The organism is Mesorhizobium tianshanense, assembly GCF_007830515.1.
GTDB lineage: Bacteria > Pseudomonadota > Alphaproteobacteria > Rhizobiales > Rhizobiaceae > Mesorhizobium > Mesorhizobium tianshanense.
The window spans coordinates 50858-74867 of sequence record NZ_VLKT01000025.1 but is presented as its reverse complement, the minus strand read 5'-3'; the positions used below and the strand labels follow the sequence as shown (position 1 = coordinate 74867).

Here is a 24010-nt window from a genome sequence, read left to right as displayed (position 1 = left end):
GAGATCAGTCTTGCAGAAACGTCGTCTCGGTCAAACCGACCTGTCCATCGCGCCGCTGGTCCTGGGTGGCAACGTCTTCGGCTGGACCGCCGACGAGAAAACCTCTTTCGACCTGCTCGACCGGTTCGTCGGCGCGGGCCTCAACGCCATCGACACCGCCGACTCCTATTCGCGCTGGGCGCCCGGCAACAAGGGCGGCGAATCCGAAACCATCATCGGCAAATGGATGAAGAGCCGTGGCAACCGCGACGAAGTCGTGGTTATCACCAAGGTCGGGTCGGATATGGGGCAGGGCAGGAAAGACCTCTCCGCCGCCTATATCGAAAAGGCCATCGATGCGTCGCTGAGGCGGCTGCAGACCGACGTCGTCGATCTCTATCTGTCGCACTGGCCGGACCCGACCACCCCCTACGAGGAAACGCTTGGCGCCTACCAGACGCTGCTCGCCAAGGGCAAGATCCGCCACGTCGGCGCCTCCAATCTCGATGCCGGCCAGCTTCGCGCCGCGCTCGACGTGGCAAGCCTGCGCGGCCTGCCGCGCTACGCGGTGCTGCAGCCGGAGTACAATCTCTACGATCGCGCCTCCTTCGATGGGCCGCTCCGCGATCTGTGCATGGCCGAGGATATCGGAGTCATCACTTATTTCAGCCTCGCCAAGGGGTTCTTGAGCGGCAAGTACCGCAGCGATGCCGATCTCGGCAAAAGCGCGCGTGGCGACGACGCGAAGGACTACCTCAATGCGCGCGGCATGCGCATCCTGGCAGCACTCGACGCCGTGTCGGCGCGTCACTCGGCCAAGCAGGCGGAAGTGGCGCTCGCCTGGGTGATCGCGCGGCCCGGCGTCACGGCGCCGATCGCCAGCGCCACGACGCTGGACCAGGTCGACAGCCTCGTCCGTGCCGCATCGCTGAAGCTCAGTGCGGACGACATCGCCGAGCTCGACAGCGCGAGTGCGTAGAAGCGGCGGCGGCTTGCTCAAACAGCAGCCAAGGATCGCGCGCGGCCCGCGCCGAATGCCCGCGCACGATCGTTCAAGACGCCCCGCTCTGGCCTGCCATACCATCGGTCGCATCGCGTCGGGATACTGGTATACAGATGGCCGAACAGGTCTTTTCCCATCCGGAACTATGGCAGCAATTGCTGGCGCTCATCCTGGCATCGGCGGTCGTCATGGGCAGTCCGGGGCCGGCTACGATAAGCGTCACCGCCGTTGGCGCCGCCTTTGGTCTGCGCGATTCGCTCCGCTACGCCTCGGGCATCGTTCTTGGCACGGTCGCCGTGCTTCTTGTCGTGGCCACGGGCATCACGGCTATGCTTGCTTCCGTGCCGAAGCTCACACCGCTCCTGGTTGTGGTATCCGCCGCCTACATCCTCTATCTTGCCTTCAAGGTTGCAACGGCTCCGCCTCCGGCAGCGCGCACCAGCGGGACAGTGCTTCCTACGTTCCTGGGCGGGTTTCTTTTGGCCGTGGCGAACCCAAAAGCCTATGTGGCGATTGCCGCCGTATTCGCCGGCACGTCGTCCGCCGGTGAGCTCGACGCAGGGCTCAAGCTGGCGGTCCTTGCCGTGATGATCGTCGCCATCCATGCTCTGTGGCTTCTCGCTGGGGCAGCGTTTGCGCGCCTCCTGCGCAAGCCGCGGGCCTCGCGAATCATCAATCTGACGTTCGCGGCGATACTTGTTTTGGCCACCGCGCTGGCCGTGGTCCCGTAGGACCTGTCGATCAGGCAAGTGGTTCAGGCCGGGGTATCGGAGGCCAGCTCCCTCAGCCGCCTCACCGCCGTCGGCGGCATGGGCGGCGGGTTCGGCGCACGGGACGCCTCCACGAGCAACTGGTCGCAGGCGGCTTCCGTCTCGCCGATCAGCCGTTCCATGAATTCCTCCTTGCCGAGGCCCGGCGGGATCGCCGGCAGGAAGCGGGCCTTGATCGTGCCGGGATAGCGCAGGAATTTCCGGCGTGGCCAGTAGAGGCCCGCGACATGGGCGACCGGCACCACCGGGACGCCAAGCTGCGCATAGATCTCGACGATGCCGTATTTATAGGCCGGCTCGTCGCCCGGCGCCCGGCGCGTGCCCTCGGGATAGATGATCAGCTGGCGGGGATTGCGCGCCAGCTCCTGCCTGGTCGCGACGACCACCGCTTTCAGCGCCTTCGAGCGGCTGCCGCGGTCGACCGGGATCATCCGCATCTTCAGGATGTACCAGCCGAAGAACGGGATCCAGGTCAGTTCCCGCTTCAGGATGTAGAGCGGATCCTGCAGGAAGGGGAAAAAGGCGATCGCATCCCAGAAGGACTGGTGCTTCGGCGCCAGGATGAAGGAACCCTCGGGCAGGTTTTCCTGGCCGGTGATCTCGCTCCTGGTGCCGGCGATCTTGTCGTAGAGCCACATGCAGGTGCGCGACCAGAATTTCGGCACGAACCAGGCCCGGTGGCGCGGCGACATGAAATAGTACGGGGTCCAGAGGATCATCTGGACGATCAGATTGACGTAGAAGACGAAGTTGAACGCCAGCGAGCGGACATAAAGCATGCAGGAAGAGCCCGGTGAGGAGGTGTGCGTTGGTTACACCAAGCGCGGGCAAAAAGGAAACGGCTCGAGATCGATCCGACTTGATGAACCCGCTACCCGGTTCGTCAGGCCTGCCACGTCGCTTGCACCAGCCGCTTCTTCAGGCGTGGGGCGGCGAAATCGAGGAACGCACGCAGTTTCACCGGCAGCAGGCCCTGGCCGGCATGCACGAGGCTGACCGGCCATGGCTGCGGCTCGAATGCCTCCAGCACGGTGCGGAGTGTGCCCGACCGCACCGCAGCCGTGATCTGGTAGGAAAGCACCCTCGTCATCCCGACACCGGCAACCGCGGCATCGACCGCCGCTTCCGCGGTGTTGACCCGAAGCCGTGAGCGGATCGGAACAGTGAAGTCGGTCTTGCCGGTGGCAAAAGTCCATGCGGCGGGAGCGGTGAGCCCCTCGAAGGTGATGCAGCTGCGTGCTGCGAGGTCTTTCGGAGTCTCCGGCGTACCGTTCTCGGCCAGATAGGCCGGGCTTGCGCAAACAACGCGCCGGATCGAACCGATGCGGGTGGCCACCAGGCTCGAGTCGGGAAGCTCGCCTATTCGGACGGCGAGATCGATGTGCTCCTCGGTCAACTGGGTTATCCGGTCCGCCAGCATCAGGCGGATGGCTACGTCGGGGTAAGCCGCGAGGAAGCCGGTGACGACCGGCAGCACGTGCAGGCGGCCAAAGACGATCGGTGCGGTGATGATCAGTTCGCCTGTCGGGGCGCTGTATTCGCCGGCGGCGGTCCGCTCGGCCTCGCCGACCTCGTCGAGAATGCGATGACAGGCAGCGAGGTAGGCGTGACCGGCGTCGGTCAGCGTCAGCTGCCGCGTCGAGCGGTTCAGGAGACGCGTCTTCAGATGCCGCTCCAGGTCGGAGACCTTGCGGCTGACCGTTGCAAGCGGAATGCCGAAACGGCGTCCGGCGGCCGAAAGGCTGCCGGCCTCCACTGCGGCGACGAAAAGCGACATGGCTTCGAGGCGATCCATGCTTCTCCCGGAAAATGGAAGGAGAGATTGCAAGCATGCCATCTACATCCGGAAGATGGAAGGTCATATTCTAATGGACAGTATCCCGCTGCTCTGCCCTCAAGGGAGGCTTTCATGAACGCCCACGCCTTCACCAGCGATGTCGCCTTTACCCCAACCGTCAAGGCGATCCAGGCCCGCAAAGGCTCACGCGAGGCCTATGCCCGGGTCGAGGCGCGTGGCGGCTGGCAAGCTGATATCACCCCCGATCTCGCTGCCTTCATCGAGGCGCAGACCAGCGTCTTCCTGTCGACGGCCAATGGTGACGGCCAGCCCTACATCCAGCATCGCGGAGGGCCGGCCGGCTTTCTCAAGGTGCTCGACGATCGGACGATCGGCTTCACGGATTTCTCCGGCAACAGGCAGTTCATCACTCAGGGCAATCTCGATGACAACCCCCGCGCTTTCCTGTTCCTGATCGACTATGCCCACCGGCAGCGAATCAAGATCTGGGGCCGCGCGCGTGTCGTCGAGGACGATGCCGAACTGATGGCGAAGCTGATGCCGGAAGGCTACAAGGCGCGCCCGGAGCAAATCATCCTGTTCACGGTTTCGGCCTGGGATTCCAATTGCCCGCAGCACATTCCACAGCGCTTCGAAGCGGTCGACGTGGCGGCGGCGCTGGCCGAGCGAGACAAGCGCATCGAATGGCTCGAACAGGAGATCGCGCGCCTGCGTGAATGAGGCACGATGCGCGGACTGCTCAGTCTTCGGCTGTCGAAATTTCTGCGAGCGCGATGCCGGTTGGCGTTGGCTTAACCGGCACGATGCCGCGCGCCAGCGCCAGCAGATATTTGTTGTATTCGGTGAACAGCACGCGCAGCGCCCTGGGCTTGGTCAGCCAGCCGCCATTGCCAAGATTGCTGTTGACCACCGGGTAGGGCTCGAGCTTGGCGTTGCGTAGCAGCCGGCCCATCTCCAGCAGGCTGCGCGGCATGTGGTAATTGTTGGTGACGAGGATCACGGTGCCATAGGCGTGGTCTTCCACCCATTTGGCGCTTTCCTCTGCATTGCCGATCGTGTCGAGCGCGGCGCGGTCGATGTCGACGCAGCAGGAAAACAATCTCTTGTCGCCGCGGGTCGCGACCTGAAGCTGGCGGCGGCTGGCGGAAGGATGGACACCGCTGATCAGCAGCCGCTCGCCCTTGCCGGACGCAAGCAGGCCCATAGCGGCGTCGAGACGCGAGTGGCCGCCGGTCAGCACGATGATGGCATCGGCCTTTGCCGGATTGGCGGGCGTCGTGAGATGACTGACGGTGTTGGCGAACCAGCCGAAACCGCCGGCAAACAACGTCGCCAGCACGAGCAGAAAGAGAGCGGAGATGCGCAACGCGCCGACCACTCGGCCGGACCTGGTGTGCTCGCGGGAACGCGCAATCACCAAGGGCAACTGTCCAGCCGTTCCGGTCGAGTCGGGCGCGTCCATCATCTTATCGTTAACCCCGAAATACGGCGTTTAGTAGGTGAAAAAGCACAAATTACGTTACGCTAATTCTTTATCCGTGATCACCCCGCGTCCGGCTGGCGGACATCGATGTCGCTGAGATAGGTGACGACGGTGACATGGGAGGTTGCCGCAGTCAGCGCACCGATGACCAGCACCATCAGGACGACGCCGAAATAGCCGGCCGAGCCGATGGCGAAATTGCCGAACAGGGCGGTCGCCTGATCGGCCTGCGGCGTCGCCATGTTGCGCGACGACCACCATGAGAAGACGATGAAGACGAGCACCGCCGCCGCACCTCCGGCGGCCGCGCCCTTCATTCCGGTGACCAGAAAATGCTGGCGGAATTCGCGCGCGATGAAGCGCGCTTCGGCGCCGACGAAATGCAGCACCTCGATGATGTGGCCGTTGCCGGCCATGGCGCCGCGCGTTGCGAACACTACGGTCAGCACGGTTGCCGACAGCATCAGCGCCAGCACGGCGACGCCGATGGTCACCGTGGTGCGGGCCATGGCCACCAGCCGGTCGACCCAGGTGCGATGGTCGTCAAGTGCTGCGCTTGGCAGTTTCGGCGTGATCGCGGCGCGCATCGCGGCGAAGTCGGGCGGGCTGTTCTCGTCTATGGTGACGATGACCAGACGCGGCACCGGGAGGTCGTCGATGTTGAGACCCGAACCCAGCCAGGGCTCCAAAAGCCGCGCCGTGGCGTCGCGGTCGACGATCCGGGTAGCCTTGACGCCGGGAAATTCGCTGGCGATCTGCGAGGCTTGGGCAAGTGCCGCCTCCATGTCGAGGCCGTCGACCGGCTTGATCTGGATCGTCGCCTCGCGCGAGATCTGATTCTCCCAGACCGAGGCGGTGTCGCGCACCAGCGTCACCGCGCCGAAGGTCAGACAGGAGAGGAACGTCATAATGGCGATGACCAGGACCAGCGCCCGGCCGGCGATGTTGTGCGCCGGCACGATCGGCGCCATCTTGCGCTGAACGCGCTGTGTCGGCCGAGCCTGCTCGGCGTGTTGGTCTTCGACGTGGTCAACGGAAAGGTCAGTCATAGATGTCCAGCCTTCCGCCAGCCAGGATCATGCGTCGTGCGTCGACCTGTTCCATCAGGCCGAGGTCGTGCGTTGCAATCACCACCGCGGTGCCCAGCCGGTTGAGCTCGATGAACAGCCGCAACAGGCGCCGCGCCAGCGGTGGATCGACATTGCCGGTCGGCTCGTCGGCAAGCAGGATCTCGGGCTGCTCGATCAGCGCCCTGGCGATCGCGGCCCGCTGTTTCTCGCCACCCGACAGCACCGGCGGCAGCACATGCATGCGCTCGCCGAGGCCGACCCATTTCAGCAACTCGGTCACATCGGTGCGGTAGCTTGCCTCCTCGCGCCCGCGCACGCGGAGCGGCAAGGCCACATTCTCATAGGTCGTCATGTGGTCGAGCAGGCGAAAATCCTGGAACACCACGCCGATGCGACGCCTCAGATGCGGCAGTTCCGTGCGCGAGATGCGCGAGCGGTCCTTGCCGAAGATGGTGATCAGTCCGCGCGTCGGTTTGAGCGACATGAACAAAAGCCGCAAAAGCGTCGTCTTGCCGGCGCCCGAAGGGCCGCTCAGGAACTGGAAGGAGCGCTCCGGTATGTGCAAGGAGATGTCGCGGAGGATTTCCGGACCCATGCCATAGCGGAGGCCGACATTTTCGAAGCGGATCACGTTCGACGACCTGAAACTTGCGGTGGCGACGAGCCAGCCTTCTCTGAGAAAAGACCATCGGCCCGCATGGTTAACCGGCGGTTAATTTCGAGGTTTTTTGGGCGCGTCACAAGGGCTCCGGTGGGGAAGCGTTAACCATTTCCGTTTACGCAAAAGATACGAAGAGCGAACAGGTGCTGTAGTGCTGGGCCGTATGGCTGAGGATCGAACCGCGCGCCCGATTTCCGGCGAAATCATGACCGATGCGGCTGCCGCACCGGAACGCATCATGCGTGCTCCAGCCGATGACATTGTCGATGCCGACTACCAGGTGCTGCCGCGCTTCACCGCCGGCATCGACCCTTCACCGCCGCTTTCGCGCGTGATCGCCACGCCATCGATCGAAGGCATGGACATGCTGCGCAAACCCGAAGCCACGATGGAACGGCCGCGAGCATCGCGCGGCGGGCCGGCCTTCTGGATCGCCGGCCTCGGTGCCGCCTTTGCAGCCTTCTGGGTTTCGGGCGGGCATGCGCTGGTGCGCCAGGCGCCGTTTCTTCTCGCTGCACCGGAAACGGGCGATGCACTCAGCATTTCAGGTGTCACCTCGCGTGTCGATGCGTCCGGATCGACACCTGCCCTGTTCGTCGACGGCGAGGCCGCGAACGACGGCACCGGCCCATCGCCACTGCCGCCGCTGGAGATCCGGGTCACCGGCAAGGATGGACGCATCACCCGCTACACGCTGGCGGCATCCAGCCGTCCGCTGGCGCCCGGCGAAAGATTCGGCTTTTCCAGCCGGCTCGAGGTGCCTAGAAACGGAGTGAGGGCCGTTTCGGTCACTTTCGCCAACTAGGGCGAACATTTTTGGAAAGGCTGCCAATGCCAGTCGTGCGCGGCAAGTATATAGAAGTTCTGTTTTCAGCATCGGCGATTGCGCGCCGCAATCTGGAGCTCGCCAAGGAGATAGCCGGGCACGATTATCAGGACCTTCTGGTGATTTCGGTGTTAAAAGGATCGTTCATCTTCGCCGCCGATCTCATCCGCGCCATGCACGATGTCGGCCTGTCGCCCGAGGTCGAGTTCATCTTCATTTCGAGCTATGGCGCCGGCACCACCAGCGGCGAGGTGAGGGTGCTGCGCGATATCGACAATGAGGTCGCCGGCCGCGACGTGCTGTTGATCGACGACATTCTCGAATCCGGCAAGACGCTGTCCTTCACCCGCGACCTGATGCTGTCGCGCGGCGCCAAAAGCTGCGCCGTCGCCGTGCTGCTCGACAAGCGCATGCGCCGCCAGACAGCGCTCAACGCCGACTATGTCGGCTTCGACTGCCCCGACTATTTCGTCGTCGGCTATGGCATGGATGTCGCCCACGCCTTTCGCGAACTGCCCTTCGTCGGCATCGTCAAGGGCGACGCCTAGATTTATCTTCGATGCCGTTGGTGGTTCAGGAAAAGTCAACTTTTCCCCGCCAAACATTCCTCTATGGCAAAGCTCCTGATCGTCGAGGACGATGAGTCCGTCCGCACCCTCGCCGCCCGCGCGCTCGAACGCGCCGGGCATCTGATCGACATCGCCGCCGACGGCGCGCAAGGGCTTGCCCTGATCCGCGCGGCGCAAGGCGGCTACGACCTTGTCGTCTCCGATATTCGCATGCCGGAAATGGACGGCATCGAGATGGCCAAGGCGGCGGTACGCCTTTTCCCGGCGACGAAGATCTTGCTGATGACCGGCTATGCCGACCAGCGCGAGCGCGCCGAGGAATTGAATGGCGTCATTCTGGACGTCGTGCAGAAACCGTTCACGCTGGCCGAAATCCGTGCGCGCGTCGAACGGGCGCTCGCCTGTTTCGCGTGAAGAAGGCCTGACCGCGGTCAGGCTGGATCGCAGGTCGCTTGGATTTCCGGACCGCTGCTCCGGTGCCGGCTGGTGTTGAGCGCGAACAGACCGGCACCGATGATAAGAGCCGCGCCGATGACGGTGGTCGATCGCGGCACTTCGGCAAAGAACAGGAACCCCCATAGCGGCGACCAGATGATGCCGGTGTATTCGAAGGTGGCGACGCTGTTGGCGGGCGCCAGCCGATAGGCCTGCGACAACAGGACCATCCCGGCCGAAGCGACGAAGCCGCAGGCTGCCATCTTCAGGAAATCGATCGGCGTCGGCCAGATCCACGGCCTGACCAGGAACTCCAGGCTCGGATGTGTGGCGTGAGCTATTCCTGCCAGCCAGAACAGGCCGGCGACCACAGCCGCGCCGAAGAGGTAGACGCCGTTTTGATAGAACGCCATGACCGTGGACGATTCGGTGTCACCAATCTTGCGGGCCATCAATTGCGAAAAACCGTAAAGCACCGCAGAGGCCAGCGACAGCAGTGCCGCCCAGTCGAACAGCCCGGCACCGGGCCGCAGCATCACCAGCACGCCGAGCATCCCGACCATGACGGTGACCAGCGTCTGCCACGCCACCCGTTCGCCGAGATAAGGACCGGCAAGCGCCATGATGAACAGCGGCGCCATGAAATAGAGCGCCACCGCGTCGGCAAGCGGCAGGGCGGCGATCGCCAGATAGTAGACCGTGTAGGAGGTGAACAGGATGAAGGCGCGCATCGTCAGCATGCGAAATCGGCTCGAGAAGATCGCCCTGAGCCCGACATCGGCATGAACGAGCACGAGAAGAATAGGCAGGGCGACGATGGAGCGGATCGCCATCACCTCGGTCACCGGATAAGTGCCCGATACGGCCTTGATCAGCGGATCCTGGAGCGAGAACACCAGAACGCCGAGGCAAAGGCTTGCCATGCCGAGCACGATCCGGTTCTGCATGTCGTTCAACGGCTCCCTGCGTATGCGGCCCGAACCGGGTCTGCATTTTAATTTGCTTTGTGCAGGTCGTTGTCCCAAACCGCTGCACACTTTTGGGCGACATGCATTAAAAAGAACCCGCCACCGTTTCGGGCAGCGGGTACGAGTGAGGACTTTTGATTGGTCCGCGGCCGATTTCGCAGCCGCATATCCAATGGGTGAAGCAACTATTGTCCGCCGTTTGACATGTTGCAAACGAATTGGAATGATACCAGCAATCAGATTTTCTTATGGCGGATACATGAAGCCCACGCTCGACAGCGACCTGCTGCGCACCTTCGTCGCGGTTGCCGACGCCGGCAATTTCACCAAAGCTGCGATGCAGGCCGGCCGGACCCAGTCGGCGGTTTCGATGCAGATGAAGAAGCTCGAAGATGTGGTCGGCGACAGCCTGTTCGAACGCGGCTCGCGGGGCGTGGCGCTGACGCGTCGCGGCGGCGAACTCATCGTCAACGCTCGCCGGATCGTTTCGCTGCTGGACGAGACGGCGGCATCGATGGTCGCGGCGCCGCTTGGCGGGCCGGTGCGCATCGGCATTCCGGAGGAATATGGCCATGCGATCCTGTCGCGCGCACTCGGCGCCTTCGCCAAACGCCATCCTCAGGTCGACATCACCGTCCGCTACGCGCATTCCGGTGCGCAGATCGCGGCGCTCGCCGCCGACGCGCTCGACCTGGCGGTGGTGTTCGAATGGCAGGATCTCTCCGATGGTGAGGTGCTGATGCATGATCCGACCGTATGGGTGACGTCGGAGCTGCACCACATGCATGAGGAGCGGCCGGTGCCGATCGCGCTCTACAACCGTGCCGGCTGGTGCAAGGATTTCGCGATCAAATCACTGGAACAGCGCGGTCTCGCCTATCGCGTCGCCTATACCAGCGATACCAATGGCGGCCTGCGGCTCGCCGTCACCTCCGGGCTGGCGATCGCGCCGATCTCGCGCAGCAACATCCCGGCCGGCTGCCGCGAACTTACGGCCGCCGACGGGTTCGGCGACATCGATTCCTCGAACGTGGTGCTGCGCCGCAATCCGAACGCTTCCGGCGAGGCAATCGACGGCATGGAAGAGGCGATCCGCGAGGCGTTCATGGTCACCAGGCAGGCCAACGCCGCGCCCGACATGTGATTGTCGACTGCGCCCAAGCATGTGCGCCATGAGCGGTTCAGTGTTTGATGGATCGCTGGACCGTTCTAACTATTTGTTTTTGCGCAATACCGGACGGAAAGCAGTTACACATCTTTCCTGAAATTGCTCCAAAAGCGCGTCGCGTCTGAAAGGATTCGCGCGACGCGCTTTAAGTTCTTTTTTTATGCATGTTGTTATCCCAAAACCGGCGCGCACTTTTGGGCGACATGCATCAGTCCGGCGGGCCGCTTTCCATCTGCTTCAGCCAGCGTATGGCGTCATCCAGGCGGTCGTCGCCCCAGAACAGTTCGCCGTCGACGACGAAACTCGGCGAGCCGAAAATGCCGAGCGCCTTCGCCTGTTCGGTTGCTGCGGCAAGATCGGCATTCGCTGCGTCGGAATCGGCTTTCCGCAGCACGCGTCTTGGCTGCTGACCGGCCTCTTCGATGCTGGCTGAAAGATTGGGTTCGCTGCCCGCCGGCTCGCCCTGTTCGAACCATCGCCTGTAGCTTCCCCGGGCATAGGCCTCGCACCAGCCTTCGGCCGCGGCAATGACCGCTACACGATTGGCGCGTTCGAGCTCGGCCAGCGGGTAGGGCGTCGGCAGTTTCGGGACCATCTTGTACATCGCCGCGCGCCGCTCGATGTCGCGCCACATATAGGCGGCCTTCGCCGGTTTTTTGGCAAACGGGATATTGTCCATCTCGATCATGATGGCGCGAACATTGAAGGGGCGCCATCGGAAGTGCACGCCGGTTTGCGCCTCGACCTCAGCCAGGCGCATCACAGAAAGATAGCTGTAGGTGCTGCCGATGGAAAACCAGAAGTCGATCATGACAACGCTGCCCTCTCCGCAAAGGATATCGCAGCCGTTTGACTGATCTTGGGCGATGTTTCGTCCCTTGGAGGACGAACTACTTCAGCTCCAGCAGCCGTTCCAGATAGCTGCGCTCGATTTCGGGGCTGAGCGCATTGCCGAGCCGCTTGCGGATCGCATCGAGTATCTGGCGCGCGCGCTGCACGTCGATCTCATCCGGGACCTTCACCGAACTTCCATCATCGGGACCCTCGGTGGCGCGCGGCCGGCCAAGCGGATCGCGGTCGGCGTTCTGCTGGCGACCGCCCTGCTCGCTGCCGCCCTCGTCGCCCTGCATGGCCTGCAACTGCTTCATCATGTCCTTGGCGCCCCTGCGCAACGCCTCCAGCGCGCGACCCTGATGACCGACGGCCTGGTCGCCGTCGCTCTCACCCAGCGCCTGTTCGGCACTGCCCATGGATTTGCCGGCATCGCCAAATCCCTCATTGGGCTCGAGCCCCATGCCTTCGAGACCTTTCCTCAACTGGTCGAGGTCGCCTTGCAGCTTGCCCTGGCCTTCCTGCAGCCGCTTCAGCGCATCGGCGAATTCCTGCGGCGTCATCGGCTTCTGCCGGCCGAGCGGATCGCGGTCCTCACCGGGGCCGGGCCTGCCTTGCTCGTCCATTGGGCCTGGCTCGCCGTTCTCGCCGAGCTGCTCATCGCGATTCTCTCCGCGCTGGCGCTGGCCGCGCTGCCTCTGGTCCATGCGGAAGGTTTCGTTCATCATCTCCTGCTGGCGACGCATGATCTCGCCGAGCTTGTCCATCTGCTGGCGCATCTCGCTGTTCTGCTGGCCGCCCTGCTGCTGACGTCCGGCCTGCAGATTGTTCATCATGTCCTGCAGTTGCGAAAGCAATTGTTGCGCGCTGTCGCGATCACCGGACTTCGCCAGATTCTCGATCTGGTCCATCATGCGTTCGATGTCGCTCTGGCGCAGTTCCTGGCCGTTCTGCTGCATCTGCGGCGCGTTCGGATTCTGCTGCGCGCGCTGGGCGAATTCCTGCAGGAACTGGTTCATCGCCTCGCGCAGTTCCTTCATCGCCTTGTCGATTTCCTCGTCGCTGGCGCCGTTCTTGATCGCGTCCTGCAGCGCCTGCTGGGCCTGGCGCAGCCGTCTCTCGGCTGCCGAAAGATTGCCTTCCTCTATGCCGAGCGCGATTTCCCACAGATAGGCGACCTCGTCGCGCAACTGGTCGTCGTTGTCGGCTATCTTCAACCGGCTGCGGGCGCTCATGATGGCGAGGTAGTGCGCCATGTTGTCGAACGTGTCTTCGGGCCTGAGCGTGATTGCGTCCATCAGGTCGAGCACACGGCTCTTGGCGTTGGCGTCGAGCGCCAGCACGCGGCGCTGCTCGATCACGGCCCTCGCCAGCGGATTGGAGAAAGGCCGCTCCGGCATCACCAGCGTCTTGGTTTCGCTGGTTGCCGTATGTCCGGCATCGTCGGTGGCGACAAGCGTGAGCTTGATGTTGCCACCGGCCCAGACATGCTCGGTCAGGTCCTTCGTGGTCTTGGCTGCATTCCCTTTGGCGCCGCGGCGCGGCAGCGACAGCGGCATTTCGGGCGGGCCATAGAGCGGATGCGCATCCGGCGCCGGTGGGTCGGCCAATGCGAAATCCGTCTTCGCGGAGGCCGCGCCATAGTCGTCGTCGATCTGGTAGTTGAGTTCGAATGTGCCGTTGGCGGCGCGTTTCGGCTCGCCGACGAAGCGGATCTGCGGCGGCTTGTCCGGGATCACCGCGAAGGCCCATTGGCCGAGTTCGTCACCGCCCGATTCCAGCGTCAGCGTGCCGTTGGCCGTCAGCTTTCCGGTGAACTGGCGCACCGCGGAGGGCGTTGCCGCCGCCGGCTTGGTCGTGTCGGCCTGCTGCCCAGCCGGCTCGATGATGCGGGCGTTGCCGCCGGCGTCCGTGTAGCTCAGCGTTTCCTCGCCCGAACCGCCGGTGACGCGCAGCGATACATCGCTGCCTTCCGGGACGGTAAAGGCGGGCGCCGACTGATTGACGTTGGCTAGGGTTGGGTTGGCGAGGGCTGGGGCAGTAAGGAAGACTGGCGGCCTGCCGGTGTAAGCCGGCGGCGTCACCCAGGCGTCGATGCGCGGCGGCACGGCGTCACGCGCCGCGTGGGCAGTGAACCCGTCTGCGATGCGGCCGCCCGACGGTCCGAAGGAGAAGGCAAAGGCGGTGACCAACAAAAGCGCCGCCACCGCGCGCAGCCCCCACCTATCGCGCTCCGGAACCCGCGTGCGCGGCAGGTCGCCACCGAGGTTGCCGAGTTTTTCGGCCATGCGTTTCTGGTGCTCGCGCCACAGCGCTTGCGAAAAAATGCTTTCCCGGCCGCTCGGCCGGTCGGTCTGCACCAGCACCGGGCTGTGCAGCAACTGGTTGGCCGCCTCGATGCGCCGGTCGATCTCGGCGCCGGACGGCACCCGGAAGAAACGCAGGGGATAGAGCGCGGCAAGGGCCGCGATGCCGAACACTGCCAGAAGGCCGATGCGCGCCATATCGGGCAGCAGAAGGAAGAGGCCGAGCCACGAGACGCTGAGGAACAGGCTGGCGACGATCGCCAGCGGAAGCAGCAACGGCCAGCCACGCTCGACCGTCATCGAGACCCGCGTCGCCAGCCGACTCAGGGCAAGGCGCCCGGCCAGGCTGCGATCGCTGGTGAAGGTGGGTCGTTGCGTCATCGGCCCTTCCTGGCTGGGCGGGATAGCCCGAACCTCACGACTCATCGCATCGACCCGAAAATCGGTTCCGATTTTCGGAAAGTACGATGCGAAGACTCAAAGTCTTGAGACACGTACTTTGTGCATCCAAGCGGATGCACGTCGCCCCAAACATACCAACAAACACGGCGAAGGCGAGGCGGTTCCCGAAAACGTGAACAGGACTGCCCCGTTATCATCAGAATTTAGCCGGATTGGCGTTTGCACCGCAGACCAGCACGGCGACGCGCTCGCCCGCAGCCGGCGCGTAGCGGCCGGAAAGGATCGCCGCGAAGGCCGCGGCGCCGCCCGGCTCGGAGATGATTCGCACCCGGTCCCAAAGCGCCGCCTGCGCGGCGATGATCTCGTCGTCGCCGACCAGTATGGAACGCTCGACAAAGGCCTCGGCGATCGGAAACATCAATTCGCCGACGCGCTTGGGGGCCAGCGAATCGGCGGCGATGCCCTCAGCCGGCGCATCGACGGGCCGGCCGGCCTCGAAGGCGCGATAAAGCGTCGGCGCGCCCTCGGGCTCGACGGCGATGATCCTGATGCGTCCGGCGAACCAGGCGGCGATGCCGCCGATCAAGCCACCGCCACCGACTGCGACCAGCAGCGTGTCGAGCTCAGGCAGGTCGGCCTCGATCTCGACGCCAAGCGTGCCTTGCCCGACCAGCGTTTCTTCCTGGTTGAAGGCGTGGATCTGCAGCGCGCCGGACTTTTCGGCAAAGTCTTCGCTGGCGGCCAGCGCCTCGGCATAGCGCGCGCCGCCGACGACCAGCTCGGCGCCGTAGCCGCGGATGCGTTCCAGCTTGGCCGGCGGGCTCACTTCGGGAACGAAGATGGTCGCCTTGTGACCGAGCCGCATGGCGGCATAGGCGACCGCGGCACCGTGATTGCCGCCCGATGCAGCGACGACGCCGGCCTTGGGAACCGGCCGCTCGAGAAGATTGGTGAAGGCGCCGCGCGCCTTGAACGAGCCGGAATGCTGCAGGCATTCGAGTTTCAGGTCGACGCCAAGAGGCGGGCGGCCGAAATCGGCCATGTCGACGCGCAGCACCGGAGTGTGGCGCACGAACGGCCGGATGCGCGGCTCCATTGAAGCGATGCGTTCGCGTGTGATCATATTGCCGTTCAGCATGGCCTGCTCCCAGGGTTGACATTACTTAGTAACTTAGCAAAATGGCTAAATGCAAGAGGTCGATGTATTCAAGGCGATCGCCAACGAGCGCAGGCTGCAAATCCTCGATTGGCTCAAGGACCCGCGCGCGCATTTCCCACGCCAAGTGGATGGCGATCTGGTCGAGGACGGCGTCTGCGCGCTGTTGATCGCGGAAAAGCTGGGGATCACCCAGGCAACGCTCAGCGAGCATATGCGGGTGCTCACCCAAGCCGGGCTTCTGCGCAGCAAACGCGTCAAGCAGTGGACGTTCTATCGCCGCGACGAAGACAGGATCGCCGAGACCAGGGCGCTCATTCAGCACCGGCTGTAGCGCTGCAGGCGGTCTATTTCTATTTGACCATGATCGTTTCCGAAAACCGGTTCCCACTTTTCGCCGACGTGGACCTTTGGCTCGGGATCATGGTCTATTCCAGCCAGTCGGGCAGCGAATCCAGCCCGATCAGCTCGTCATAGGTCTGGCGCGGGCGCACGACATGGAAACGGTCGCCGTCGACCAGCACTTCGGGCACCAGCGGCCTGGTGTTGTAAGTGCCGGCCTGCACCGCGCCATAGGCGCCGGCGGTGGCGACAGCGATCAGGTCGCCGGCCTTCAGCCGCGGCAGGTCGCGGTCGAGGCCGAGATAGTCGCCGGTCTCGCAGACCGGTCCAACCACGTCGACCGTCATGCGCGGTGTTGCCGCCGGCTGCTGCACCACCGGCTTGATGTCATGGAAGGCGTCGTAGAGCGTCGGCCGGATCAGATCGTTCATTGCGGCGTCGACGACCAGGAAATTCCTGGCATCGCCCTCCTTCACGAAGATCACTTGCGAGACGAGGATGCCGGCATTGCCGACGATCAGCCGGCCCGGCTCGAACATAACCTTCAATCCAAGCTTGGCTACGTGCTTCTTGACGATCTGGGCATAAGCGTCCGGCAAGGGAGGCGGGCTGTTGTCGACGCGATAGGGAATGCCGAGGCCGCCGCCGAGGTCGACATGTTCGATGGCGTGTCCGTCGGCGCGCAGCGCGCCGACCAGTTCCACCAGCAGCGCAAAGGCGTCGTCGAAGGGCTGCAATTCGGTGATCTGGCTGCCGATATGGGTGTCGATGCCGGTGACCTTGATGCCCGGCAGTTGTGCTGCGCGGGCATAGACCTGGCGCGCCTTCTGCCAGGGAATGCCGAACTTGTTCTCGGCCTTGCCGGTGGAGATTTTCTTGTGGGTCCTGGCATCGACATCCGGGTTGATGCGCAGCGAGATCGCCGCCACCTTGCCTAGTGCCGTGGCTCGGGCCGACAGCATTTCCAGTTCCGGCTCGGATTCGACATTGAAACAGAGAGTGCCGGCCGAGAGCGCAAAATCCATTTCGCGCGCGGTCTTGCCGACGCCCGAAAACAGGATCTTGTTGGCCGGAATGCCGGCGGCCAGCGCACGGCGCAATTCGCCTTCGGAGACAACGTCGGCGCCGGCACCGAGCTTGGCCAGGATCTTCAGCACCGCCTGGTTGGAATTCGCCTTCATGGCGTAGCAGACCAACGCGTCGAGCCCGGCAAAGGCCTGCGCAAACACGCGGAAATGCCTGGTCAGCGTCGCCGTCGAATAGCAATAGAACGGCGTGCCGACGCTTGCGGCGATATCCGGTATCGCCACGTCCTCGGCATGCAGTACGCCGTCGCGGTAATCGAAATGGTTCACAAGAGTGGTTCCGGAAGTTGGAGCACGATGAGATCGGGTGATCTCATCGGCTCTAGATCAGCGGGTCGAGAACGAACTTCTTGTCCTCGACCGGTTTTTCCGGCTCCGGCGGCACGGGCTGCTTGGCCTTCTCGGCGTCCTTGCGTGCCTGCACGGCCGCCTCATAGGGCGTGTCGAGCCCGGACTTCCTGCCGCAGGCCGTAACGGCCGCAATCGCCGCCAGCAGCGTCAGTGTCACCAAAATCCTGCTTGCGGTCATCCGTGCCATCCGTCCGAAACTTTTGCCCGCCGCTTTTAGCCGAGTTTTGCCGGCATTGCACCCTGGCATCACGCCTTGGCGATGTGCTTTTTCCAGTACCGGATCTGCTTCCTCACTTCCGACGGCGCTGTGCCGCCGAAGCTCGTCCGGCTCTTCACCGAGTTCTGCACGGCAAGCACCGAAAACACGTCCGCCGTGATGCCGGGGTGAATGGACTGCAGATCTTCCAGCGGCAGCCTGTCGAGCCCGAGCTTCTTCTCTTCTGCCAGCGCCACCGCGCGGCCGGTGACATGGTGCGCCTCACGGAACGGCAGGCCGAGCGTGCGCACCAACCAGTCGGCGAGATCGGTCGCCGTCGAATAGCCGGCGCCAGCCGCCTTCTTCATGGCGGCGGCGTTCACCGTCATGTCGCGCACCATGCCGGTCATCGCCGCCAGCATCAGGTCGAGCGTCTCGGCGGCGTCGAACACGGACTCCTTGTCCTCCTGCATGTCCTTACCGTAGGTCAGCGGCATGCCCTTCATCACCGTCAGCAGGCCAACCAGATGGCCGGTGACGCGGCCGGTCTTGCCGCGCACCAGTTCGGCGGCGTCGGGGTTCTTCTTCTGCGGCATGATCGAGGAGCCGGTGGAAAAGCTATCCGACAGCCTGACGAAGCCGAATTGCGGCGTCGACCAGATGATGATCTCTTCGGCCAGCCGCGACAGGTGCGTTGCGCAGATCGCCGCCAGCCCCAGAAACTCCATCGCGAAATCGCGGTCCGAAACGCTGTCCAGGGAGTTGCGCATCGGCTCGCGGAAGCCGAGTGCCTTGGCCGTCTGGTGCCGGTCGATCGGAAAGCTGGTGCCGGCGAGGGCGGCAGCACCGAGCGGACTTTGGTCCATCCGTTCGATGGCGTCGCGAACACGCGACAGGTCGCGCGAAAACATCTCGACATAGGCCATGCAGTGGTGGCCGAAGGTCACCGGCTGCGCCGCCTGCATGTGGGTGAAGCCCGGCATCACCGTCGCCGCATGTTCTTCGGCGCGTTCCAGGAACGCCGCGATCAGGCCCTTCAACGCTTCGGCGACGCGAAAGCACTCGTCCTTGACCCAGAGCCGGAGATCGACCGCCACTTGATCGTTGCGCGAGCGGGCGGTGTGCAGGCGGCCGGCGGCCGCACCGATCAACTCGGCAAGGCGAGCCTCGACATTCATGTGGATGTCTTCCAGCCTTGTCGAGAACTCGAAACTGCCGGCTTCGATCTCTGCCAGGATCGTGTTCAGCCCGTGAGCGATTTTTTCTTGATCGGCCGCCGAAATAATGCCCGTTTGCGCCAGCATCTCGCTGTGGGCGATCGAGCCTCTGATATCCTGCGCGTAGAGTTTGCGGTCGAAGGAGATCGACGCGTTGATCGCCTCCATGATCGCGGCCGGACCCGAGGCAAAACGTCCGCCCCACATCTGGTTGCTGGCCTTCTTGTCGCTCATCGCTATAACCCGTGCTCCGGAGCAGTTTTTAAAAAATGGCAGACGGCAATAAATTTTTCCCGGCCCCGCGCCTCATCCTCGCCGCCTTGGTGGCGGGCGTGCTTGCCGGCGCGGTCGCGGTATATGTCAGCGAGAGCGGTTCTGGCAACAACGCGCCCGCTCAAGTCGCCGTTGGCGACAGCAAGGACGATGCCGCCTGCGTCGCCAAGGCCGACCGCGCCAAGACGATCGCAGCGGCTGCCACCGGCCAGGTTGCCGCGCTTTTGCCGGCCGATCCGCCGCAATCGCTGAAAGGCCTTGCCTTCAACGACCCTGACGGCAAGCCGATGACGCTCGCCGACCATGCCGGCAAGACGGTGCTGCTCAATCTGTGGGCGACATGGTGCGCGCCCTGCCGCGCCGAAATGCCGGCGCTCGACGCGCTGCAGAAAGAAATGGGCAGCGACGCCTTCGAGGTCGTCGCGGTCAACGTCGATGCCGGTGATGATACCAAGCCGAAGAAGTTCATCGAGGAAACCGGCGTTGAAGCGCTCGGCTACTACCGCGATTCGACGATGGCGCTGTTCAACGATCTCAAAACGCGCGGCCTGGCGCTCGGCCTGCCGGTCACCATGCTGATCGACGGTGAAGGCTGCCTGATCGCCCATATGAACGGCCCGGCCGAATGGTCGGGACCGGACGCCAAGCGGCTGGTCGAGACGGCGCTCGGCGGGGCCGACTGAGCGCGCGCGATTGTGCCGGTCTCCGTCGCCGCTGTTCGAATGGTAAGCCGGCTTGGCAATTCCTTTCCATCGGCTCTCATTCGGAGGCGTGCACCACTTTAAGTGGAGATCAAGTTCTTCAATCCGCAACAAAACCGTTGTCCAATTGTCATGAGCGGCACATATTGCCTTTGCGAGAGTGCCCTTCGCCAATGACAAACGGGAGATGAAACATGAAGTTCTTCGGCTTCGCGGCCGGTTTTGCCGCCACCTTGACCCTGCTTTCCACAACCTCCGCCTTTGCAGTCACGCAGATCAGCTGGTGGCACGCCATGACCGGTGCCAACGCCGAGGTTGTCGACAAGATCTCCAAGGATTTCAATGCCAGCCAGAGCGATTATGAGCTCGTTCCGGTGTTCAAGGGCACCTATCCGGAGACGCTGAATGCCGGGATCGCTGCCTTCCGTGCCGGACAGGCGCCCGATATCCTGCAGGTGTTCGACGTCGGTACCGGCGTGATGATGGCGGCCGAGGGTGCGATCAAGCCGGCGGCCGACGTGCTGACCAGTGCCGGGATGACCTTCGACAAGAGCCAGTATCTGTCCGGCATCGTCGGCTATTATTCGAAGCCGGACGGCACCATGCTGTCCTTCCCCTACAACTCTTCCTCGCCGATCCTCTACTACAACAAGGACATATTCCAGAAGGCAGGGCTCGATGTAGACAACCCGCCCAAGACCTGGAACGAGGTGTGGGAAGCTGCCAAGAAGATCAAGGCGAGCGGTGCCGCCTCTTGCGGCTATACCTCGACCTGGCTGACCTGGATCCATCTGGAGAACTTCGCGGCATGGAATGATGTGTCGTGGGCCACCCAGCAGAACGGCCTGGCCGGCGGTGATGTCGAACTCAAGATCAACGCGCCGATTTTCGTCAACCACTTCCAGGCGCTCGCAGACCTCGCCAAGGACGGTACCTTCAAATATGGCGGGCGCACCTCCGAAGCCAAGCAGATCTTCCTTGCCGGCGAATGCGGCATTTTCACCGAATCGTCGGGTGGCCTCGGCGACATCGTCAAGTCCGGCATGAACTATGGCATCGGCCAGCTTCCTTACGACACCGATGCCAAGGGCGCGCCGCAGAACACCACGCCGGGCGGTGCCAGCCTGTGGGTGTTCGGAAACAAGTCGGACGAGCAATACAAGGGCGTCGCGGCCTTCTTCGCCTATCTGTCCAAGACCGATGTGCAGGAATATCTGCACCAGAAGTCGGGATACCTGCCAGTGACGCTCGCCGCGTACGAGGCGACCAAGAAATCGGGCTTCTACGACAAGAATCCCGGCCGCGAGACACCCATCCTGCAGATGACGGGCAAGGCGCCGACCGACAACTCGAAGGGCGTGCGCCTGCCGAATCTGCCGCAGGTGCGCGATATCCAGAACGAGGAATTGGAAAAGATGCTGGCCGGCCAGCAAACCGCGCAGCAGGCGCTTGATAATGCGGTCACGCGCGGCAACGCCGCGATCAAGGAAGCGCTAGAGAACTGACGAGGTCTATCTCGGTTAATGTCGGTTTGAATATCGCCCACGCGAGCTCGCGTGGGCGGCTCCTGGATAAGCGAGGGAAATCAGCCTGTCTCCGCGCGTCGTCTTTCCCAACAAGATCCTGCCCTACCTTCTGGTGGCGCCACAACTCGCCATAACACTGGTTTTCTTCTACTGGCCGGCCGGTCAGGCGCTTTACCAGTCGATGCTCAGGCAAGACCCGTTCGGGCTGAGGACCAAGTTCGTCTGGTTCGCCAATTTCCGGAAGGTGCTGGCCGATCCGGCCTACCTCAATTCGATCAAGGTCACCGTGGTGTTCTCGCTTGCTACCGCGATCGTCGCCATGGGCGTGGCGCTTTTGCTTGCGGTCATGGCCGAGAAGGCAGTGCGCGGCAAAGGCCTCTACCGCACTCTGTTGATATGGCCTTATGCCGTGGCGCCGGCGATTGCCGGCATGCTGTGGCTGTTTCTGTTCAATCCTTCGATCGGCTCGTTGGCCTATTTGCTGAGAAGCCTCGGCATCGCATGGGATCCGCTGCTCAACGGCACCCACGCCATGATCCTGCTGGTGTCGGCGGCTGCCTGGAAGCAGATCAGCTACAATTTCCTGTTCTTCGTCGCCGGCCTGCAGGCGGTGCCGAAAACGCTGATCGAGGCGGCGGCCATGGACGGCGCTGGCGAGACCAAGCGCTTTTGGACCATCGTCTTCCCGCTGCTTGCCCCGACGACCTTTTTCCTGCTGGTGGTCAACACCGTCTATGCCCTGTTCGACACATTCGGCATCGTTCATGCCGTCACCGGCGGCGGACCCGGCAAGACGACCGAGACGCTGGTCTACAAGGTCTACAATGACGGCTTCGTCAATTTGATCCTGGGCGACTCGGCGGCGCAGTCGGTCATCCTGATGGCCATCGTCATTGCGCTCACGGCCATCCAGTTCCGCTACGTGGAACGCAAAGTCCACTACGGTTGAGGGCAGCGATGATTGGCCAGTCCCCGCTCCGCACCTTCATCGCCCACGCCGTGCTCATCCTTGGCATATTGATCGTAACTTTTCCGATCTACTACACCTTTGTTGCCTCGACACACACGCTGCAAACGATCCTCAGGCCGCCGCTGCCGCTCCTGCCCGGCGGCCAGCTCTGGAACAATTACAGCGAGGCGCTGTTCGGCGGCATTGGTCGCATCGGCGGTGTCAGCGTCGGCAGATTGCTCCTCAACACCTCGATCATGGCGCTCGGCGTTGCGGTGGGAAAGATCTTCATCTCGATCCTGTCGGCCTACGCGATCGTGTTCTTCCGCTTCCCCCTGCGCATGACCTTCTTCTGGCTGATCTTCATCACCTTGATGCTTCCCGTGGAAGTGCGCATCCTGCCGACCTACAAGGTGATGGTCGATCTCGGCATGATAGACACCTATGCCGGTCTGATCATCCCGCTGATCGCGTCGGCCACCGCGACGCTGCTGTTTCGCCAGTTCTTCATGACCATACCGGGCGAATTGGTCGAGGCGGCGCGTGTCGACGGTGCCGGGCCGTGGCGCTTCTTCTTCGATATCCTCTTGCCGCTGTCGCGCACCAACATCGCGGCGCTGTTCGTGATCCTCTTCATCTATGGCTGGACGCAGTATCTTTGGCCGCTGCTCGTCACCAACAGCAACGACATGAACACCATCGTCATCGCGTTGAGAAAGATGGTTTCCTTCGCCGATGCCGATACTGAATGGCACCTGGTCATGGTCACCGCGATGCTGGCCATCGTGCCGCCGATCCTGGTGGTCGTGCTGATGCAACGCTGGTTCGTGCGCGGCCTGGTCGAATCCGAAAAGTGAGAAGCCGATGGCGACCGTCGATCTGAAGGACGTGAAGAAGGTCTATCCCGGCGGCGTCGAAGCCGTGAAGGGCGTTTCCATCGCCATTCCCGACAAGGAGCTTTGCGTTCTGGTCGGCCCTTCCGGCTGCGGCAAGTCCACGCTGCTGAGGATGATCGCGGGGTTGGAGACCATTTCTGCCGGTACGGTCGCCATCGACGGCAAGGTGGTCAACGCCATCGGCCCGACCGAGCGCGACATCGCCATGGTGTTCCAGAACTATGCGCTTTACCCGCATATGAAGGTCTACGACAACATGGCCTATGGCCTGCGCAACCGCGGCACGCCGAAGGACGAGATCGACAGCAGGGTGCGCTCGACCGCCAAGGTGCTGGAGCTTTCGGCGCTGCTCGACCGGCGCCCGCGCGAGCTTTCCGGCGGCCAGCGCCAGCGCGTCGCCATGGGCCGCGCCATCGTGCGCAATCCGAAAGTCTTCCTGTTCGACGAGCCGCTCAGCAATCTCGATGCCAAACTGCGCGGCCAGATGCGGGTCGAGATCAAGAATTTGCAGCGCACGCTTGGTGTCACCTCGGTCTATGTCACCCACGACCAGCTCGAGGCGATGACGCTGGCCGACATCCTCGTTGTCATGAACGCCGGACTGGTCGAGCAAACGGGCGCGCCGCTCGACATCTACGAGAAGCCGGCCTCGATCTTCGTCGCCTCCTTCATCGGTGCGCCGCCGATGAACCTTCTGGCGCTGACCGGAAGTTCCTCAGGCAAGACACTGGCCGATGGCACGGCGATCGGCTTCGCACCTCCCGAAACAAAAGCCACGACACTCGGGTTTCGCCCGGAAGACGCCGACGTCACCTTCAACGCGGAGGCGCTGTCCGGTGCGCTCGTGCTGCCGGCGACGGTCGAGGCAGTCGAACCGGTCGGTGCCGAGAGCTTTCTTCACTGCGCGGCAGGCGGCAGCCGTATCGTCGTGCGCGTCTCTGGCCGCGCCACCGCCAAGCCCGGCGACCAGTTGCGCGTCGTGGCCAAGTCCGAAAAGCTGCATTGGTTCGATCAGGCGGGAAAGCGGGTCGATTGAAGCCAACCTGTCG

The 24010-nt window shown here is 63.3% G+C and carries 25 protein-coding genes; 13 read left to right on the top strand and 12 right to left on the bottom strand.

The window, feature by feature from the left end:
• Positions 1–10: 10 nt before the first annotated feature.
• Positions 11–958 carry an aldo/keto reductase gene (locus tag IQ26_RS20165; protein ID WP_145720109.1) on the top strand — a complete coding sequence of 316 codons (948 nt, stop codon included), beginning with the start codon at positions 11–13 and terminating at the stop codon, positions 956–958.
• A 137-nt stretch (positions 959–1095) separates the two neighbouring features.
• On the top strand, positions 1096–1713 hold the full coding sequence (locus IQ26_RS20160) for a LysE family translocator (RefSeq protein WP_145720108.1): 618 nt from the start codon (positions 1096–1098) through the stop codon (positions 1711–1713).
• A gap of 23 nt (positions 1714–1736) precedes the next feature.
• Here the strand turns inward: IQ26_RS20160 and IQ26_RS20155 are convergent, their stop codons facing one another.
• Positions 1737–2531, bottom strand: coding sequence for a lysophospholipid acyltransferase family protein (locus tag IQ26_RS20155; protein WP_145720107.1), 795 nt, complete (start codon positions 2529–2531; stop codon positions 1737–1739).
• Positions 2532–2635: 104 nt separating this feature from the next.
• The gene (locus tag IQ26_RS20150) at positions 2636–3547 is read right to left on the bottom strand and encodes a LysR family transcriptional regulator (RefSeq protein ID WP_145720106.1); all 912 of its coding nucleotides are present in this window, start codon (positions 3545–3547) and stop codon (positions 2636–2638) included.
• Between the two features lie 114 nt (positions 3548–3661).
• Here IQ26_RS20150 and IQ26_RS20145 point away from each other — a divergent pair, with 114 nt between their 5' ends.
• A complete protein-coding gene (locus IQ26_RS20145; RefSeq protein ID WP_145720105.1) occupies positions 3662–4270 on the top strand; it encodes a pyridoxamine 5'-phosphate oxidase family protein in 609 nt (202 codons plus the stop codon).
• A gap of 19 nt (positions 4271–4289) precedes the next feature.
• Here IQ26_RS20145 and IQ26_RS20140 read toward each other — a convergent pair whose 3' ends face one another.
• From IQ26_RS20140 to ftsE, 3 genes are all read right to left on the bottom strand, one after another.
• Positions 4290–5015 carry a YdcF family protein gene (locus IQ26_RS20140; RefSeq protein ID WP_145720104.1) on the bottom strand — a complete coding sequence of 242 codons (726 nt, stop codon included), beginning with the start codon at positions 5013–5015 and terminating at the stop codon, positions 4290–4292.
• Positions 5016–5092: 77 nt separating this feature from the next.
• Positions 5093–6082 (bottom strand): cell division protein FtsX, encoded by a 990-nt coding sequence (locus IQ26_RS20135; RefSeq protein WP_145720103.1) that lies wholly within the window; start codon positions 6080–6082, stop codon positions 5093–5095.
• Complete coding sequence (ftsE, locus tag IQ26_RS20130; RefSeq protein ID WP_010911739.1) at positions 6075–6734, bottom strand: cell division ATP-binding protein FtsE; 660 nt, start codon at positions 6732–6734, stop codon at positions 6075–6077. Before ftsE ends, IQ26_RS20135 begins: the two co-directional genes overlap by 8 nt.
• A 235-nt stretch (positions 6735–6969) precedes the next feature.
• Here ftsE and IQ26_RS20125 point away from each other — a divergent pair, with 235 nt between their 5' ends.
• The 3 genes from IQ26_RS20125 (at position 6970) to IQ26_RS20115 (ending at position 8573) form a co-directional block, all read left to right on the top strand.
• Positions 6970–7569: a hypothetical protein gene (locus IQ26_RS20125; protein WP_240547179.1), complete on the top strand. Its 600-nt coding sequence runs from the start codon at positions 6970–6972 to the stop codon at positions 7567–7569.
• Between the two features lie 26 nt (positions 7570–7595).
• Positions 7596–8138, top strand: a complete 543-nt coding sequence (gene hpt, locus IQ26_RS20120; protein ID WP_145720101.1) for a hypoxanthine phosphoribosyltransferase — start codon at positions 7596–7598, stop codon at positions 8136–8138.
• A 63-nt stretch (positions 8139–8201) separates the two neighbouring features.
• Positions 8202–8573, top strand: a complete 372-nt coding sequence (locus IQ26_RS20115) for a response regulator (protein ID WP_145720100.1) — start codon at positions 8202–8204, stop codon at positions 8571–8573.
• Positions 8574–8590: 17 nt separating this feature from the next.
• On the opposite strand, the gene IQ26_RS20110 is transcribed toward IQ26_RS20115, so the two are convergent.
• Positions 8591–9541 carry a DMT family transporter gene (locus IQ26_RS20110; RefSeq protein WP_145720099.1) on the bottom strand — a complete coding sequence of 317 codons (951 nt, stop codon included), beginning with the start codon at positions 9539–9541 and terminating at the stop codon, positions 8591–8593.
• Positions 9542–9821: 280 nt separating this feature from the next.
• Here IQ26_RS20110 and IQ26_RS20105 point away from each other — a divergent pair, with 280 nt between their 5' ends.
• Positions 9822–10706, top strand: a complete 885-nt coding sequence (locus tag IQ26_RS20105; RefSeq protein WP_145720098.1) for a LysR substrate-binding domain-containing protein — start codon at positions 9822–9824, stop codon at positions 10704–10706.
• A gap of 232 nt (positions 10707–10938) precedes the next feature.
• On the opposite strand, the gene IQ26_RS20100 is transcribed toward IQ26_RS20105, so the two are convergent.
• The 3 genes from IQ26_RS20100 to IQ26_RS20090 form a co-directional block, all read right to left on the bottom strand.
• Entirely contained in the window at positions 10939–11541 is a 603-nt protein-coding gene (locus tag IQ26_RS20100) for a 2-hydroxychromene-2-carboxylate isomerase (RefSeq protein ID WP_145720097.1), read from the bottom strand.
• A gap of 79 nt (positions 11542–11620) precedes the next feature.
• Positions 11621–14248 carry a TIGR02302 family protein gene (locus IQ26_RS20095; protein ID WP_145720096.1) on the bottom strand — a complete coding sequence of 876 codons (2628 nt, stop codon included), beginning with the start codon at positions 14246–14248 and terminating at the stop codon, positions 11621–11623.
• A gap of 217 nt (positions 14249–14465) precedes the next feature.
• Positions 14466–15407 (bottom strand): threonine/serine dehydratase, encoded by a 942-nt coding sequence (locus tag IQ26_RS20090; RefSeq protein WP_145720095.1) that lies wholly within the window; start codon positions 15405–15407, stop codon positions 14466–14468.
• A 49-nt stretch (positions 15408–15456) separates the two neighbouring features.
• Here IQ26_RS20090 and IQ26_RS20085 point away from each other — a divergent pair, with 49 nt between their 5' ends.
• The gene (locus tag IQ26_RS20085) at positions 15457–15759 is read left to right on the top strand and encodes an ArsR/SmtB family transcription factor (RefSeq protein ID WP_145720094.1); all 303 of its coding nucleotides are present in this window, start codon (positions 15457–15459) and stop codon (positions 15757–15759) included.
• Positions 15760–15853: 94 nt separating this feature from the next.
• On the opposite strand, the gene lysA is transcribed toward IQ26_RS20085, so the two are convergent.
• The 3 genes from lysA to argH all read right to left on the bottom strand — a co-directional run bounded on the left by lysA (position 15854) and on the right by argH (position 18850).
• Positions 15854–17122, bottom strand: a complete 1269-nt coding sequence (gene lysA, locus IQ26_RS20080) for a diaminopimelate decarboxylase (protein ID WP_145720093.1) — start codon at positions 17120–17122, stop codon at positions 15854–15856.
• Positions 17123–17174: 52 nt separating this feature from the next.
• On the bottom strand, positions 17175–17381 hold the full coding sequence (locus tag IQ26_RS20075; protein WP_145720092.1) for a lipoprotein: 207 nt from the start codon (positions 17379–17381) through the stop codon (positions 17175–17177).
• A gap of 68 nt (positions 17382–17449) precedes the next feature.
• On the bottom strand, positions 17450–18850 hold the full coding sequence (argH, locus tag IQ26_RS20070) for an argininosuccinate lyase (RefSeq protein ID WP_145720091.1): 1401 nt from the start codon (positions 18848–18850) through the stop codon (positions 17450–17452).
• A gap of 35 nt (positions 18851–18885) precedes the next feature.
• Between argH and tlpA the strand changes: the two genes are divergently transcribed.
• The 5 genes from tlpA (at position 18886) to IQ26_RS20045 (ending at position 23997) form a co-directional block, all read left to right on the top strand.
• Complete coding sequence (gene tlpA, locus IQ26_RS20065; protein ID WP_145720090.1) at positions 18886–19572, top strand: thiol:disulfide interchange protein TlpA; 687 nt, start codon at positions 18886–18888, stop codon at positions 19570–19572.
• A gap of 212 nt (positions 19573–19784) precedes the next feature.
• Positions 19785–21095 carry a sn-glycerol-3-phosphate ABC transporter substrate-binding protein UgpB gene (gene ugpB / locus IQ26_RS20060; RefSeq protein ID WP_145720089.1) on the top strand — a complete coding sequence of 437 codons (1311 nt, stop codon included), beginning with the start codon at positions 19785–19787 and terminating at the stop codon, positions 21093–21095.
• Positions 21096–21180: 85 nt separating this feature from the next.
• On the top strand, positions 21181–22065 hold the full coding sequence (gene ugpA / locus IQ26_RS20055) for a sn-glycerol-3-phosphate ABC transporter permease UgpA (protein WP_145720088.1): 885 nt from the start codon (positions 21181–21183) through the stop codon (positions 22063–22065).
• An 8-nt stretch (positions 22066–22073) separates the two neighbouring features.
• Positions 22074–22922, top strand: a complete 849-nt coding sequence (gene ugpE / locus IQ26_RS20050; RefSeq protein WP_145720087.1) for a sn-glycerol-3-phosphate ABC transporter permease UgpE — start codon at positions 22074–22076, stop codon at positions 22920–22922.
• 7 nt (positions 22923–22929) lie between these two features.
• Positions 22930–23997: a sn-glycerol-3-phosphate import ATP-binding protein UgpC gene (locus tag IQ26_RS20045; RefSeq protein ID WP_145720086.1), complete on the top strand. Its 1068-nt coding sequence runs from the start codon at positions 22930–22932 to the stop codon at positions 23995–23997.
• Positions 23998–24010 lie beyond the last annotated feature (13 nt).

What these genes read in the sequence shown, in the direction of transcription:
- IQ26_RS20160 (WP_145720108.1), top strand. Translation starts at nt 1,096, where the DNA reads ATGGCCGAACAGGTCTTTTCCCATCCGGAACTATGGCAGCAATTGCTG.
- IQ26_RS20155 (WP_145720107.1), bottom strand. Translation starts at nt 2,531, where the DNA reads ATGCTTTATGTCCGCTCGCTGGCGTTCAACTTCGTCTTCTACGTCAAT.
- IQ26_RS20150 (WP_145720106.1), bottom strand. Translation starts at nt 3,547, where the DNA reads ATGGATCGCCTCGAAGCCATGTCGCTTTTCGTCGCCGCAGTGGAGGCC.
- IQ26_RS20145 (WP_145720105.1), top strand. Translation starts at nt 3,662, where the DNA reads ATGAACGCCCACGCCTTCACCAGCGATGTCGCCTTTACCCCAACCGTC.
- IQ26_RS20140 (WP_145720104.1), bottom strand. Translation starts at nt 5,015, where the DNA reads ATGATGGACGCGCCCGACTCGACCGGAACGGCTGGACAGTTGCCCTTG.
- IQ26_RS20135 (WP_145720103.1), bottom strand. Translation starts at nt 6,082, where the DNA reads ATGACTGACCTTTCCGTTGACCACGTCGAAGACCAACACGCCGAGCAG.
- IQ26_RS20125 (WP_240547179.1), top strand. Translation starts at nt 6,970, where the DNA reads ATGACCGATGCGGCTGCCGCACCGGAACGCATCATGCGTGCTCCAGCC.
- hpt (WP_145720101.1), top strand. Translation starts at nt 7,596, where the DNA reads ATGCCAGTCGTGCGCGGCAAGTATATAGAAGTTCTGTTTTCAGCATCG.
- IQ26_RS20115 (WP_145720100.1), top strand. Translation starts at nt 8,202, where the DNA reads ATGGCAAAGCTCCTGATCGTCGAGGACGATGAGTCCGTCCGCACCCTC.
- IQ26_RS20110 (WP_145720099.1), bottom strand. Translation starts at nt 9,541, where the DNA reads ATGCAGAACCGGATCGTGCTCGGCATGGCAAGCCTTTGCCTCGGCGTT.
- IQ26_RS20105 (WP_145720098.1), top strand. Translation starts at nt 9,822, where the DNA reads ATGAAGCCCACGCTCGACAGCGACCTGCTGCGCACCTTCGTCGCGGTT.
- IQ26_RS20100 (WP_145720097.1), bottom strand. Translation starts at nt 11,541, where the DNA reads ATGATCGACTTCTGGTTTTCCATCGGCAGCACCTACAGCTATCTTTCT.
- IQ26_RS20095 (WP_145720096.1), bottom strand. Translation starts at nt 14,248, where the DNA reads ATGACGCAACGACCCACCTTCACCAGCGATCGCAGCCTGGCCGGGCGC.
- IQ26_RS20090 (WP_145720095.1), bottom strand. Translation starts at nt 15,407, where the DNA reads ATGCTGAACGGCAATATGATCACACGCGAACGCATCGCTTCAATGGAG.
- IQ26_RS20085 (WP_145720094.1), top strand. Translation starts at nt 15,457, where the DNA reads ATGCAAGAGGTCGATGTATTCAAGGCGATCGCCAACGAGCGCAGGCTG.
- IQ26_RS20075 (WP_145720092.1), bottom strand. Translation starts at nt 17,381, where the DNA reads ATGACCGCAAGCAGGATTTTGGTGACACTGACGCTGCTGGCGGCGATT.
- argH (WP_145720091.1), bottom strand. Translation starts at nt 18,850, where the DNA reads ATGAGCGACAAGAAGGCCAGCAACCAGATGTGGGGCGGACGTTTTGCC.
- tlpA (WP_145720090.1), top strand. Translation starts at nt 18,886, where the DNA reads ATGGCAGACGGCAATAAATTTTTCCCGGCCCCGCGCCTCATCCTCGCC.
- ugpB (WP_145720089.1), top strand. Translation starts at nt 19,785, where the DNA reads ATGAAGTTCTTCGGCTTCGCGGCCGGTTTTGCCGCCACCTTGACCCTG.
- ugpE (WP_145720087.1), top strand. Translation starts at nt 22,074, where the DNA reads ATGATTGGCCAGTCCCCGCTCCGCACCTTCATCGCCCACGCCGTGCTC.
- IQ26_RS20045 (WP_145720086.1), top strand. Translation starts at nt 22,930, where the DNA reads ATGGCGACCGTCGATCTGAAGGACGTGAAGAAGGTCTATCCCGGCGGC.